The 14,408-nt window shown below is 42.3% G+C and carries 15 protein-coding genes; 14 read left to right on the top strand and 1 reads right to left on the bottom strand.

The genetic code is table 11. The features are described from left to right. Window positions 1-6 precede the first annotated feature (6 nt). The 3 genes from EHS11_RS10660 to EHS11_RS10650 are packed head-to-tail and all read left to right on the top strand — an operon-like array spanning window position 7 to window position 4,045. A complete protein-coding gene (locus EHS11_RS10660) occupies window positions 7-2,037 on the top strand; it encodes a tetratricopeptide repeat protein (protein ID WP_167884411.1) in 2,031 nt (676 codons plus the stop codon). Beyond that, a complete protein-coding gene (locus EHS11_RS10655; RefSeq protein WP_246047783.1) occupies window positions 2,034-2,843 on the top strand; it encodes a hypothetical protein in 810 nt (269 codons plus the stop codon). The genes EHS11_RS10660 and EHS11_RS10655 overlap by 4 nt, the downstream gene beginning before the upstream one ends. A gap of 41 nt (window positions 2,844-2,884) precedes the next feature. Then, window positions 2,885-4,045: a CapA family protein gene (locus EHS11_RS10650; RefSeq protein WP_135764398.1), complete on the top strand. Its 1,161-nt coding sequence runs from the start codon at window positions 2,885-2,887 to the stop codon at window positions 4,043-4,045. On the opposite strand, the gene EHS11_RS10645 is transcribed toward EHS11_RS10650, so the two are convergent. Beyond that, window positions 4,000-4,722 carry a hypothetical protein gene (locus tag EHS11_RS10645; protein WP_135764397.1) on the bottom strand — a complete coding sequence of 241 codons (723 nt, stop codon included), beginning with the start codon at window positions 4,720-4,722 and terminating at the stop codon, window positions 4,000-4,002. The two genes, EHS11_RS10650 and EHS11_RS10645, sit on opposite strands and share 46 nt — an antisense overlap. A gap of 157 nt (window positions 4,723-4,879) precedes the next feature. On the opposite strand from EHS11_RS10645, the gene rpsF reads away from it, so the two are divergent. From rpsF to EHS11_RS10590, 11 genes are all read left to right on the top strand, one after another. Next, a complete protein-coding gene (rpsF, locus tag EHS11_RS10640; protein WP_135764396.1) occupies window positions 4,880-5,155 on the top strand; it encodes a 30S ribosomal protein S6 in 276 nt (91 codons plus the stop codon). After that, complete coding sequence (locus tag EHS11_RS10635) at window positions 5,148-5,588, top strand: single-stranded DNA-binding protein (protein ID WP_135764395.1); 441 nt, start codon at window positions 5,148-5,150, stop codon at window positions 5,586-5,588. The genes rpsF and EHS11_RS10635 overlap by 8 nt, the downstream gene beginning before the upstream one ends. Window positions 5,589-5,649: 61 nt before the next feature. Then, complete coding sequence (gene rpsR / locus EHS11_RS10630; protein WP_109019579.1) at window positions 5,650-5,934, top strand: 30S ribosomal protein S18; 285 nt, start codon at window positions 5,650-5,652, stop codon at window positions 5,932-5,934. A gap of 9 nt (window positions 5,935-5,943) precedes the next feature. Further along, a complete protein-coding gene (gene rplI, locus EHS11_RS10625) occupies window positions 5,944-6,390 on the top strand; it encodes a 50S ribosomal protein L9 (RefSeq protein ID WP_135764394.1) in 447 nt (148 codons plus the stop codon). 18 nt (window positions 6,391-6,408) lie between these two features. Beyond that, window positions 6,409-7,749, top strand: a complete 1,341-nt coding sequence (dnaB, locus tag EHS11_RS10620; RefSeq protein WP_135764393.1) for a replicative DNA helicase — start codon at window positions 6,409-6,411, stop codon at window positions 7,747-7,749. Between the two features lie 13 nt (window positions 7,750-7,762). After that, window positions 7,763-9,568, top strand: a complete 1,806-nt coding sequence (gene aspS, locus EHS11_RS10615) for an aspartate--tRNA ligase (RefSeq protein ID WP_135764392.1) — start codon at window positions 7,763-7,765, stop codon at window positions 9,566-9,568. A gap of 7 nt (window positions 9,569-9,575) precedes the next feature. Next, complete coding sequence (locus tag EHS11_RS10610; protein WP_135764391.1) at window positions 9,576-10,589, top strand: PhoH family protein; 1,014 nt, start codon at window positions 9,576-9,578, stop codon at window positions 10,587-10,589. Beyond that, on the top strand, window positions 10,586-12,958 hold the full coding sequence (locus tag EHS11_RS10605; protein WP_135764390.1) for an HD family phosphohydrolase: 2,373 nt from the start codon (window positions 10,586-10,588) through the stop codon (window positions 12,956-12,958). The genes EHS11_RS10610 and EHS11_RS10605 overlap by 4 nt, the downstream gene beginning before the upstream one ends. Further along, entirely contained in the window at window positions 12,958-13,431 is a 474-nt protein-coding gene (ybeY, locus tag EHS11_RS10600) for an rRNA maturation RNase YbeY (RefSeq protein ID WP_135764389.1), read from the top strand. Before EHS11_RS10605 ends, ybeY begins: the two co-directional genes overlap by 1 nt. Next, window positions 13,421-14,167 (top strand): DNA repair protein RecO, encoded by a 747-nt coding sequence (recO, locus tag EHS11_RS10595; protein WP_135764388.1) that lies wholly within the window; start codon window positions 13,421-13,423, stop codon window positions 14,165-14,167. The genes ybeY and recO overlap by 11 nt, the downstream gene beginning before the upstream one ends. Window positions 14,168-14,173: 6 nt before the next feature. Beyond that, window positions 14,174-14,404, top strand: coding sequence for a hypothetical protein (locus tag EHS11_RS10590; protein ID WP_135764387.1), 231 nt, complete (start codon window positions 14,174-14,176; stop codon window positions 14,402-14,404). Window positions 14,405-14,408: the final 4 nt, after the last annotated feature.

Genomic DNA, 14,408 nt, shown 5'->3' with positions numbered 1-14,408 from the left:
ACACGGATGTTTCAAGCAATTAACGATATACGACCTTATTTCATTCGATTTTTATCCATTCTTTTGCTGGTTTCCGGAACTTTGTACGGAGCTCCTCCGACAGAGGAAGCAAAAGAGACGAAAACTTGCAGTCTTTTGGAAAAAGGTGTTCCGGAAGATTATCTCTTGTCCCGCGGCTTTCAGGAACAAGTAGATGCCTTTCAATCCGCTGCAAGAAGGAAACCGGAAGAGGCTAAAAAGCAACATGAGGCTGCTGTCGGCTTTTTTGAAAAATTTCACAATTGCAGAAAAGAAGAAAATCTGGAACCGACTTACTTGAGTGCGTATTCCATAGCCGCCAGTTATTTGGAGTTAGGTGATCTAAGCCTTGCGATGAATTGGAGCGAGACGGCTTACAAAAAATTTCAAACGCCGAACCCTCCTTCCCGGGAAAGTATACTTCTCAAAACAAGGGTGGAGATTCGAAAAGGGGAATTGGAAATCGCATCGGATACTTTGGAAAAAGATCTGAAGGATTATCCTTATGATTCCGATTTTTTATATCTTTTGGGAAATCTGAATTTCGAACTGAAAAGATGGACCAAATCCGCACTCTATTACACTTCTCTTTGGGATCTCATTCAAAAAAGAGATACGAATTCAAAATACAAATCTACGGTGCTCAAATCTTTGGGAGAGCTGAATTATAAATTAGACAATCCTAAAAGGGCCCTCTTTTATTATCTGGCATATTTGGATTTGGCGCGTAACGACACTGAGGTGATCTTTCGGGTTGCCCAGATCAATTATCTATTGGGTGATTTTTCCAATACCAAAAAATATTTGAACTGGATCCGGGAATCAAACCCCAGAGAAATAGACGCCTCACATATGCTTGGTGAGATTTATCTTTTGGATTCGCGTGTCATGGCACCCGGATATTTCGTGGCTCTTGCCAAAGAGAAAAAAATTCCTAAAGAAGGATTGATTTCCCTTTTGGACCGTTTCCTAAAAGGAGAAAAACAAGGACTTGCAACCGAGCTTTCTTCCTTTATCGAAAAAAATCCGGGAAGGCTTGCCGCAAGGGTCGCTTATCAGGAATCCGTTCCTTCGTCGGAAAAAGAAAGACTGTATAAAGCAATGTTGTCTACTGCGGCTTTGGCGTTTCAGTACAGACAATACGTGGTTTCCGAAAATGCATTTAATTCTGCCATCCGTTTTGCGGAAAAAGAAGAGGGTCTGGAAGGAGATCTCCCTGGGTTGTTCGAAAGAGTGTCTCATTGCGAAGAAGCGATGGGATACCCCAATAGTGCGATTCTTTCCGTTAAAAAAGCGATCCTAATCACCAAGAGCGAAGAAGAAAAAAACAATTTGAAATACCGTCTCGCCTATCTTTTGTTAAATCCTGGAATAAAAAAATACGATGCCTCTCTTGCGATCGGCAAATCCCTACTCGAAAAAGAACCGAAAAATCCCGCTTATCATTACTTGCAAGGGCTTGTCTATTTTCAGAAAGAGGATTACAAACAAAGCCTTGCGAATTTCTCCAAAGCGGTAGAACTTGAACCGCAAAACAACAATTATCTTTTTTACAGAGCTACCGTTTTCGACAAATTGAAAAACTTTCCCAAAACCGAAGCGGATTTGCTCGCATCAATTCAAACGAATCCGGAAAATCCGAATGCATATAATTATTTGGGATATCTCTATGCGGAACGAGGAATCAAAAAAGAAGAAGCTCTTTCCTATCTGAAAAAGGCAGTGGATCTGGAGCCGGACAATGCGGCATACCAGGACAGTTTGGGATGGATTTATTTTAAAACAAACCAGTGGAAAGAAGCGTTATTGCATCTGCATTTTGCCGAACAGATCTCGGTGGATCGCGACGCGGAAGATCCCGTGATCTTTGATCATTTGGGAGATGTGTATCTTGCCAAAAAAGATTTAGTCAAGGCAGGGTTTTATTGGCAAAGGGCACTTCCTCTTACAAAAGACGATACGGAGTCTTCTAAAATCAAAACCAAACTAACAACCGTTCAAAAGGAACTTGCCGAATGACCTCTCTGTCCAAAATTTTAAATCTTTTTTTATCTTTATCCGTCGCAGTCTTTTTTTCTTTTTGTTCCGCAGGAGAAGTGGAAGACGTGGATTTTATCGGAAAGAACAAGGATCGTTATGTATCGACTAGCGATGCGAATGCGAAAATATTGCTCGCCGAAATCAAATCCAAAGAAACAAATTATTCCTCTTTTAAGGGCGAGTTCTCCATGAACATCCAGGTATTCGTCCCCAAAAAAGACAATTTTGCAGTGGATGGAAAGATCTTTTATTCCAAAGAATCGGGACTTGTAAAGATCCAATTGATGGATACATTTTTCGGGCTTGTTTTTTCCGAACTGATCGCTAGTCCGACGGAAATTCAAATCAAACCAACTAGCACAAACAAGGTGACGACCCAGCCGATGGGTGATCTTTTATTGCAGGATCCGAATACCAAAAAATCCATCCAACTTCCTTTCCCTGTGATTTATCAATACCTCACCGGATCCTTTCAGCCTGAGATTACTTCTTCAAAAGCCAGGTTTCTGACAAAAGAAAACCGAATTCTATTGGAAAAGTCGGACGGGGCCTATGAGTATTTTTTTGAAGAAGGGGAGCTGGGCCGGATCGAACTAGTCAGTCCTCTTCGCAAGCTCAAGGCAGTGTCTCTTGTCAAAGAAAAAGATCTTAAATTAAAACACCCGCCCAAATCAATCTTAACCAAAGTGATTCCTTTGGGAGAGGAAAAAGAAAACGTTCTGATTCTTATCAAAATGAAAAAGGTTTCTAAAACGGAAGTCCCCGAGTCTGTATTCCGTTTTTAGTTTTTTAAGGTTTTGTTTGCGAAAGTGAAATTCGGATTAAAATGAAAATTTATTTCCTTTTGTTTTTGTATCTATTCTGTATTTTCACTTCCGCTCTGTCTTCGGAGGAAGGACCGGAACAAACGGAATCGGCAGAGCCTGGGGTCACCGCACCAATCCAAGACTATTACCGTTTCAAAACGGAAACCGGGCAAGGATTCCGTTTTACGGACTCCACGAAACTTTGGTTTGGTGGAGATGTGATGTTCAATTGGGGTGTGAGAGATTCCATCCGCACGGCAGATCCGACTTTTGCATTCCGAAGTTTTGTCGGTTTACTCGCGTCCATGGATTACCGCGTTTTGAATTTGGAAACACCCATACTCAGGAAACAACCCGGCGCGGATAAATTGAAGTCCTACGTATTTTACGGAACGGGAGAAGATCTTTCCATTCTAAAGGAATTGCAAATCGACGGAGTGACTCTTGGCAACAATCATACTATGGATTTCGGAGAGCCGGGTCTAAAAGATACTTTGTCCCTACTTGCGGAAAATAAAATCGCTTCCGCCGGTGCCGGGAATGACGAGTCTTTGGCGATGGTTCCTTTGCTTTATAAATCCATAGACAGTGAGTTTCGTATTTTTTCTTTTTCAGATACGGGAGAGACCAGATTATTTGCGAATGCTAGAAATCCCGGCGCCGCCTATTTCCGAGTAGGTGTTGCGGAAAGACTCGCTCGTAAAACCAAACCGAACCAAGTCAATATTTTAGCAGTTCACTGGGGAGTGGAATACAACCCGGAACCTACGGAAACCCAACGCAAAGCCGCAAAGTATCTGATCGGTGCGGGTTATCAGGCAATCATCGGTCATCATCCTCATATACCGCAAGGGATCGAAGTGTTTCCCAAAGGTGCTGTGATTTATTCACTCGGAAATTTTTTCTTCGGATCCAAAAATCAATACTTAAAACACAATATATCGGCAGTTTTGCATTTCCAAAAAGGAATTCTCACCGTAGTGGAAGTGATCCCTATTTTCGGTCGCCACCAATCCATGTCAGGCGATCATTTTTTCAGTCCCCTCGGCCCGAGGGAAGCGGAAGAGTTTTTGAAAGAATATGCTTTTTTATGTAAAAATTTAGGAACCGAACTTGTGATAAGCGGGGGACGCGGTTATGTTTTTTTGGACAAGGAGCTGAAAGCCAAACTGAATCCGTAGTGAAACCAAGTGAGTGCCATTCCCAAAGCGAAGAAAGGAAAACATAACTCAAGTAAGCTTGTTTTGAAAATGGAAAACAGGCCCAGAAAAAAAGCTGTTACAAAAAGAACGGAAGTGATTCTGAGCAGCACCCCTTTTTCGTATAACCAGAAATAAATGCCGATAGTTGCCGAGTAGGCAAACAAACAAAACCATTTCAATTGGGCCGTAGGTTTCAAATATTCCAAAGAGGAGACCATCTCTTCCGCATTTTTTGCATCCAATAGATTTAAGATCAGAATGTTTTCCACAATGTCCGCAAATCCGCCAAGTACAAGAACCGCAATCATCCCCAAAAATATTTTTAGAAAAACATGTCTTACCCTTCTTCCTGCATAATGTCCTGTGTAAGCCAAAAACGCCATATAACAGAAGATAAATCCAAAATCGAAATAATGTAAAATCCTGTATTGGGAGGTGAGGGCGGGAAATTCTTCGTTTTCGTAGACTCCGATCAGATCCTGAACCTGTTTGGGGGTTTCTGCAACTTCCAACGCAAGGACAGGGGAATGGAAACCGGAATGGGTTTCGGAAAACGGTTCACTCGGGGAAACGTGGTTTAAAAAACCTGCGTAGAGTGATAAAAACAGACCGAGACCTAGGCCCCAAATCTCCGGAAAATTGATTTTTTCGCTCATAGCCCTGGGTATTTGCCATGGAAATTCGGTAAATGGATAGAACCAAGAAGAAATTCCATTGACCCCCATCTGGTAACGAAAATCCTAACCAGGAATACTAAAATTATTCTTCTACCCCCGCCCGTTTCGGTCATGGGGGTATACCCATAGGAGAAACATGAGAAACTACGAGATCACGAACATCATTCGTGAAGGGGCAGTCGAGGAAACAAAGTCCGCAGTAAAGGACATCCTTGCGAAACACTCCATCACGATCCAAAACGAAGAAGACTGGGGTTCCAAAAGACTTTGGCATCCGGTCGGACAAGACGAACAAGGTCATTTTACATTGATTAAATGCCAAAGTGCAGCGTCCGAAATCGTTAAAATCGAACACGAATTCAAACTGAATACGAACATTTTAAAAACACTAGTCGTCCGTTCCAATGGCTAACGATCTAAACAAGATCCTTCTAATAGGCCGCCTGACACGCGACCCCGAATTTAAATCGATTAACGGCAGTTCTGTGGTCAATTTCTCAGTCGCCAATAACCGCATTTATGTTTCGGGTGGGGAGAAGAAAGAGGAAACTCATTACTTCGATTGTGTTGCATGGGGTAAGTTAGCTGACATACTGAAACAGTATGCCGGAAAAGGAAAACAAGTTGCGATTGAAGGAAGACTTCAACAGCAATCCTGGGAAACTCCCGAAGGAAAAAAAGCATCCAAAATCCGTATCTTTGTTGAGTCTGCTCAACTGTTAGGCGGACAAGGCGGCGGTTCTTCTTCCGGCGGTGACCGAGGCAGTGAATTCCCACCATCCCAAGATTCCGGTATGGGCGGTGGTGATTATGAATATGCCGGAGACGATGACATTCCATTTTAATAGGTAATTTATGAGTGATTTAAAAGAAGATTCAAGAGATTCGCGCGACAATATGGACGCGATGGATGACGACGAAAAAGGCGGTTTTCGCGGTAAAGACGGCGAAGGCAAATTCGGACGTAAAAACGCAAAATACAAAAAGAAAGTTTGTAAATTCTGTGCTGACAAAGCGTTGCTCGCAGGTCTTGATTACAAGAGAGTTGATATTTTAGAAAGATTTGTAACCAACAGAGGGAAAATCATTCCTCGCCGTATTACAGGTTCTTGCGCGAAACACCAAAGAGTTCTTGCACGCGAAATTCGCAAGTCAAGATCAATCGGTTTACTACCATTTAAGGTTCTTTAGGAGATAAACATGAAAGTGATTCTACAAAAAGACGTTTTAAACTTAGGTGATGCGGGAGATATCAAAGAGGTAGCGGACGGTTATGCACGTAACTTTCTTCTCCCTCGCAGACTTGCTGTGCGTGCTAACGACGGTAATACGAAAGTGATCGTTCACCAGAAAAGATTGGCTGATTTGAAGCGCGATAAAAGAACAAAGGTGATGAAAGACCTGGGTGCTTCTATTGACGGTAAGGTTTTTGAGATCAAAGTAAAGGTCGGTGAAAACGATCGTTTGTTCGGTTCCGTAACTGCCGGAGATATCGCTCTTGCTATCAAAAAAACCGGTATTGAAATCGATAAAAGAAAACTGGATTTAGGCGAACCTTTGAAAGCTCTGGGCGAATACAAACTGAAAGTTCGTTTGGCAGAAGGTGTAACTCCTAACATCCAAGTAAAAGTGATCGGAGAAGCTTAATTCTTCTCCAGACCTTCTATGAATTCTAACCCCCTCCAGGAGATAGAATCCGAGAAGAACCTAATTGGCTACCTGCTCATGCGTGGTGTCGCGGGGCAGGAAGACATGGGGCTTGCCCCCGACGACTTCTACTTCGAATCCCACAGACGAATTTTCGATGCCATCGTGGATCTGATCCAGGAAGGCGTATCTTTAGATATAGTTACCGTAACAAATCATATGCGGGAAAAACATCTCTTCAAAGACGAGATGCGCGATTTGGAATACATCACTTCCTTGTACAAAGATACCGTACCTTCTCAGACCCTCGACTATTACATCAAACGCGTAAAAAGGGTCTCCGATCGCCGCAAATACGTTGAATCTCTAACAACTGCTATTGATAAGGTAAAGTCCGAACCGGGAGAAAATGATACTGTTTTCAGCTTTATCGAACAATCCCTTATGGATATCTCAAGACAAGAGAGATCCAAAGGACTCAGACGGGTTCGGGACGATGCCAACACACTGATCGACTATATCAAAACCGTTGTTGCCAACAGTCAAAGCGGCGGAGGTATTAGCGGTCTTAAAACCCATTACGAAGGTTTTGATCAAAAGACAACCGGACTCAAAACCCACGAACTTATGATTCTTGCCGCAAGACCGGGAAACGGCAAAACCACATTTGCATTGAATATTGCGGCAAACGTAGCTTTGAAAGAACGCAAAACTGTTGCTATATTCTCTCTGGAGATGAGCCGATTGGAGCTACTTTTGAAACTACTCAGTGCGGAAGCAAGGATCGATTCCTATTCGATCAAGTCGGGAACTTTGACGCAGGCACAGATGAGCCAATTGAAAGATGCTGTGGCGACGATTACCACTTCCAGTATCTATATCGATGATTCGGGTTATTTGACCATTCAGGAATTTTCGGCAAGGGTTCGTCAACTTCGGACTACGGAAGACATCGGACTTATCATTGTGGATTATTTGCAGCTGATGAGTGATCCTAGAGCTGCGCAAGGTGGCAGGCAACAAGAGGTTGCGAATATCTCTCGGGGACTGAAACAGATGGCAAGAGAAGTGGGTTGCCCGGTAATTGCACTTTCCCAGATGAACCGTTCCATTGAATCCAGATCCAAAGACCAAAGACCGCAGCTTTCCGACTTACGGGAGTCAGGTGCTATCGAGCAGGATGCGGATATTGTTTGTTTTATTTACAGGGAGGAAATGGTGAAACCTCCCGAAGAACTAGAGCCTAGTAAAAAAGGTATGGCGGAAATCATCATCGCCAAAAACAGAGCAGGGGCAACCGGCGATTTCCCTCTGATGTTCAACCCAAAAATCAGCCGTTTCGATAACGTCCCAATTTAAAAGGAAAAGAACTTTGAAAACCTGGATACAAGAAGAGTATAAAAATAGAATTTCTGCGGAATCGGTAAATGATTCTCAAGTCGGCAAACAGTTGTTTTTCGCCGGTTGGGCGTTCCGTTTCAGAGACCAAGGTGGAGTCATATTTATTGATTTGAGAGATAGATCAGGTATCATTCAAATTGTTGCCCGCAAGGAACTTCTGGGTGAGGCATTTTCCGCCGCAGAAAAGGTGCGTTCCGAATATGTGATCGCAGTTTCAGGTAAACTCTCTCTTCGGGATGCGGACTCGGTCAATCCTAAGATGAAAACCGGAAAGTATGAAGTCATCGTAGAAAAATTGGAAATTTTAAATGCATCCAAAACTCCTCCGTTTGCCCTCGATGAATTCGATCCGAGCGGGGAAGAAGTCCGATTGAAATACCGTTATCTGGATATGAGAAGAGAGGAACTGAAAGATCGCCTCATTCTTCGTCACAAACTAACTTTTGCTTTGCGAGAATATCTGGACAGCAAATCCTTTTTGGAAATCGAAACTCCCATTTTGAACAAATCCACTCCGGAAGGTGCGAGAGATTTTTTGGTTCCTTCCCGACTCAACCAAGGACAATTTTATGCTCTTCCTCAATCCCCTCAGTTATTCAAACAAATCCTTATGGTTGGAGGAATGGAAAGATACTTCCAGATCGTAAAATGTTTCAGAGATGAAGACTTACGTGCGGATAGACAACCCGAATTCACCCAACTGGATATGGAATTTGCATTTGTTTCCGAGGATGACATTCGCCGCGAGATAGAAGAGATGTGGAAGTTCTCTTTGAAAAAAGTGTTCGGACTCGAAATTCCGACTCCATTCGCAACCATGCCTTATCATGTAGCGATGGAAGAATACGGAAGCGACAAACCGGACATTCGTTTCGGAATGAAACTTGTCAATGTATCTGAAATTGTAAAAACTTGCGACTTTCAGGTGTTTAGCGGTGCCATTGCCACAGGTGGAGTTGTGAAAGCGATTTGTGTTCCAGGAGGATCTGTTATTTCCCGGAAAGAAATCGAAGATTTGACTGCCTGGCTTTCCAGAGACTTTCGTGCCAAGGGCCTTGCATATATGAAACATGGTTCGGCAGGTTTGGAATCCACGATTACCAAACGGTTTACACCGGAGGCGTTGGAAGCAATTTCCAAAGCGGTAGGTTCCAAAGAAGGAGATATGGTTTTCTTTGGTGCGGATTCTACAAAAATAGTAAATGCATCTCTAGGTGCTCTCCGATTGAAACTTTCGGACAAGTACGATCCTCCCAAGTCGGAATACAGTTTTCATTGGGTGGTTGACTTTCCTATGTTCGAAGTGGATGAAACTACCAAGTCCTGGACTTTTTTGCATCACCCTTTTACTTCACCGAAAGAGGAAGATTGGGATCTTTTGCGAGACTGGAAAGCCGGGAAAAGCGTTGACCTTTCTAAAATTTCCGCCAAAGCTTATGACTTAGTACTGAATGGAGCCGAAATCGGTGGGGGAAGTATCCGTATTCACAACGCTGAAATTCAATCATTGGTCCTGGAAGCCATCGGAATCGACAAAGAATCCGCAAATGAAAAATTCGGATTCCTTCTCGAAGCACTTTCTTTCGGCGCGCCTCCTCATGGTGGAATTGCATTCGGAGTAGATCGTATTATGATGATTCTCACCAAAAGCCAGTCTATCCGTGACGTGATTGCTTTTCCGAAAACGCAAAAAGGAACATGTATGATGAGTGAAGCTCCGGGTTTTGTAGAAGCAAAACAATTGGAAGAGTTGAAACTCAGAGTGGTCACTATTTAATATTCATATGGATACAAGTTTCACATTCGGGGAGGAATCTCTTTACCAGGTCATCTGCGGTATCGGTGACTCGCAGCTTCCCCTTTGGGAATCCAGACTCAAAGTCAAACTCATTCCTCGCGGCAAATCCCTGATCATTCAGGGAGAGTCCGACTTTGTTCAGTTAGCTGTTGAGACATTTCAAAGGGTGGAAGAAAATTTTAAAAAGCGCCCTGACAAAAATGATTTTTCCCTTTTTGACATCGATTATCTTATGGGGCAGGCAAAGGATGCTAACAAAGGTTGGCCGACTCCCGGCAGTCCCGAATTTGTAAAAAACGAATCGGACGGAGATTGGACTCCTAAGGACAAAGTGTTAGTTACCTTTAAGGGTAAACCCATTTTTCCCAGAACCAAAAACCAGGAATCCTTTGTAGAAAGTTTAAAGAAAAATTATATAACAATTGCTATGGGACCTGCAGGAACAGGCAAAACATTCCTGTCCATTGCCACCGCCTGCAGAATGATGCAGTCGGGTGAAGTGGATAGGCTAGTTCTCACCCGCCCGGCAGTGGAAGCGGGCGAAAACCTCGGCTTTCTTCCGGGGGATTTGACTCAAAAAATAAACCCTTATCTCCGTCCCATCTATGACGCGTTACACGAATGTATCGGTTTTGAAAAAACCACGGAATACATCCAAGTGAATAAAATTGAAATTGCACCCATTGCTTTTATGAGAGGACGCACCCTTTCCAATTCCTTTATCATTTTGGATGAAGCGCAAAACTGTACTTTGCCTCAGTTAAAGATGTTTCTTACCAGGTTCGGTAAAAATTCCAAAATGGCGATTTCTGGCGACGCCACTCAAATTGATTTGGCGCATGGCAGATCAGGGCTCGAAAAAACAGTCTATACTTTACGCGGACTAAACGGTGTGGAAGCGATCACATTCGGAAGAGAAGATATCACGCGCCATCATATTGTGGAAGCGATCGTTCGCAGATTTGAAGAGAATGAGGGGCTTTTTACCAAAAGATCATGAACCAGCTGTTTGAAAATACTATGGCGAAGTTGACTGATATTCTAACGAAAGTTAGACCTGTATCCTTTGTGCGGAACATTCAGATCATTCTTGTTTTTGTAACTCTTATATTCGTTACATACAACCTTGCCATTCCTTTTTTCGGACAACAGAGAATCAATATTGAACAGGACGGACCCTTTTCCGAGGGGAAAATTGCGCCAGAAACGATTCAGTCAGTAAAAGAGTTTTTCTATGACGATCCTGAAAAAACAAATCAGGAGAAGGGAAAAGCTTCTGGAAATATTCCTATTTCCTTTGATAAGGATTTTAATGTTCTAACCAACGGGATTGATGTAAATCTTTCGGAAGACATGGAGATGTTAAAGCAGATTGTCTCCGAAGGAAGGGGAACTCCCCCCGTAGTAAAAGAAAAAATTCCCAGATGGCGGAATCGAACTAACGAAGAGATACAGGCCATTTTGGATTACGGAAGAAAGGACAAAGTAAAATCCTTTATTCAACAGTACATCAATTTGATTTTTTCCAGATATTGTATCGTAAAAGAAGAATTGGATTTTCAAAAGGACTTGGACAAATCCGGGGCAAAGGTTCGTAATCTAGGAACTCAGGAACCTGCTGCGGTGATTGACGGGAATTTGGTGATTCCCAGATCTCAAATTTACAAAGAAGGTCCGATCCTTTCCACATTGCAAAAGTTAGCTGAAGATAAATTGCAAAACGTATCTCCCGATTTATTAAAAGCAATTTCCCGGATTGGGCTTTATTATGTTTATTCCTATCCTGCCTGCACTTACAATTTCGAAGAAACGGAAGCGGCAAGGCAAAAAGCGGCAGACTCCATCGCAATACAGAAAAGCCGCATTCAGGTAAACGAAATCATAGTCCGTGCGGGAGAAGTGGTAACTCCTACGGTTCGTTTGAAATTGGAGATGATGAACCGTTATGCGACGCGTGCCAATCTTGCCTCCATTACATCCATTTTTATTTCTCAATGCGTTCTGATTGCGATCATCGGTTTTTATCTGATCCGTTACCGTCCGAACCGACTGAACGACTTGTCCAGCAATCTTATCATCTTTATCACTCTTTGGATTGTGGTAGTGGCGATCTATTTCGTATCCAAAACATTTTATATCAATGATGTGGATTGGGAAGGTTCTTATTATTTCGCACTCTTTGTTCCTATCGGAATGATTTGTCTCTTGCTCGGATTTGTCTATGACGAGCAATTGGCGATTGCACTCGGCTTTTTCCTGTCTTTTACAGTGTTCTTCGCTTCAAGATACAATCCCACTTCGTTTATGTTGGCGTTTACCGTTGCGGTAGTGAGCGCGGTTTACGGCAGAAAACTAAAGAAACGGATCGATTTTTTGAAAGCGGGATTTCTCATCAGTTTTGTTCAGATTCTGATTTCGACTGCGGGTTACTTGTTTGACGGAAGAGAATTTTGGGTGACTAGCAGCAGCGGAAGTTTTTATTTTGACCTGACTCATTCGAATATCTTTCGTTTGGTGATGTTATGTTTCATCAATGGATTTGCAAGTACGACTACGGTTCAGTTTTTGCTTCCCATCTATGAATATATCTTCAATATTCCTACCCGTTTCAAATTGATCGAGCTTGCGGATACGGGCCATCCTCTCTTGCAGGAACTACTTACCAAAGCTCCATCCACTTATACCCATACCTTTATGGTTGCAGCCATGTCCGAACGTGCCGCGCAGAATTTGAATTTGGATTGGCTCCTCGTTCGGGTCGGTGTTTATTTTCATGATATAGGTAAAATTCCGAATGCGGGATTTTTTATTGAAAACCAGCATTTGATTCCCAAACCGGAACATATTGATAAGAACAATCCTGCCCTCGCCGCAAAGACTGTCATTGATCATGTGTTAGATGGGATTGAAATGGCAAAAAAAGCGAGACTCCCTCGTGAGATCATCGACTTCATACCGGAACATCACGGAACCTCTACGATGGCTTTTTTCTATCACAAGGCTTTGCAGACACTTTCTTTGCAGGCAAGAAAGAAAATTCGCAAATCCGATTTCCAATACCCCGGTCCTAAGCCCCGATCAAAGGAAACGGGGATCGTTATGATTGCTGATTCTCTGGAAGCTGCATCCCGATCTTTGGATGAAGTATCTCCTGAAAGTCTGGATGATCTGATTCGTAAGATCATCAACTCTAAGTTAGCTGAAAATCAATTGGATGAGAGCGGTTTGACACTTGGAGATTTGGAAGTTATCAAATCCAGTTTTAAAGAAGTCCTTCTTTCCAGCCTTCACCAAAGACCGAAGTACCCTAAACCGGAAGATACAAAAGCTTTGGAAGAAACTACCAAAACCAAAAAAGTTTCGAAATAATGAATCCTCCCTTTCTTTCGATCCGTTGGAATGAGAATGTAGAGGGATCCTTTTTGGATGAAGATCTTGTTAAAAAAAATCTGGAACTCATCCTTCTTGAAATCAAACCGAAGTTTTTAAAATCAATAGAGTTGGATATTCTGATTGTTACCGATTCCGAAATGACGAATATCAATCGGGAACGAAGAAATATCAATCGGACTACCGACGTACTTTCCTTTCCTTTGTTTCAGGAATTTCCTCCTCTTCCCCATCAGATGATAGGAGAAATCGTAATTTCTTTCGATACTTGCAAACGACAGGCGATCGAAATAGGCCATACGGATGTGGATGAATTTTACCGACTGCTTGTTCATGGAGTATTGCATCTGTTTGGTTATGATCACGAGACTTCTCTTGAAGACGAGGTCGTGATGAAAAATAAGGAAGATGAGTGTTTGGCATTGATCTTTGGTGAAGACGATGGCACTTAAAAAAGAAAAAGGCATCGTAATAGAGAGCAGAGATATAGGAGACAGTGATCGTTTGATCAGTCTTGCCGGTGAAAATCTGGTTCGAATGAAATTTTTATCGAAAGGAATCCGCAAGTCCAAAAGAAGAGCGATCGCCGGAACGGAGTTGGGTTCCCTTGTAGAAATTGATTTTTATGATCAGGCTGAAAAGGAATGGAAGTCCACGAAAGAGATCAATTTGATCAACCGGTATGATGCGTTGAAATCGGATTATTTAGGTACACTCTTTCTTATGTATTTATGCGAGCTGTCTATGCATTTATTTCCGGAAGGAGAAGAACATCCGTTCATTTATCAGCTGTTATCAGGATGTTTTGAGTATTGTTCAGAACACGGATTTAAGTATGAGATTTTACCTTTCTTTAAGTTAAGAGCCCTTGTCAATTTGGGGCATTTTCCCAGGGACTTTTATTGCGTTTCTTGCGGAGAGGATATACTTTCCAAATCCAAAGCTTTCTTTTCCTGGGAGAATCGGGAGTTTCATTGCGGTGATTGTCATAGTATCCCCAAAGACCATATGAGTATATTACGGTTGTTTGATATGATTCTCAGGTTGAAGTTCGGAAATTTGATTTTGCAAAAACCAAATCAGGACCAAATTCGGGAGGCAGATTTTGTTTTGAATCAATATTTGCGTTCCATTACCGGCAAAGAAATGAAATCTTACTTTGAATTTTATAAAACCCTGGGAAACTGAGTAATCGTGAGCCAGTTCCCAAAAACGATCTTATTTATCATGGTGTTTACTCTTTTTACGGCACTTTTTCAGTTACTTCTAAGAGCCGAGACAAAACTGACAAACCGAGCAAATCCGAAAAAGACAGAAAACTATAAACCAATACTTAGAAGTGAAGGGGAACCGATCCACGAATTTGTAAAACGTTACAGGAAAAATGCATTTGAAACCTGGGGGAAAGGATTTCCCAATCATTGAGACT

Origin of the sequence: Leptospira ilyithenensis (assembly GCF_004771005.1) — a bacterium.
GTDB classification, from domain to species: domain Bacteria; phylum Spirochaetota; class Leptospiria; order Leptospirales; family Leptospiraceae; genus Leptospira_A; species Leptospira_A ilyithenensis.
The sequence above is the reverse complement of the archived record's forward strand: the minus strand, read 5'-3'. Positions and strand labels throughout refer to the sequence as shown.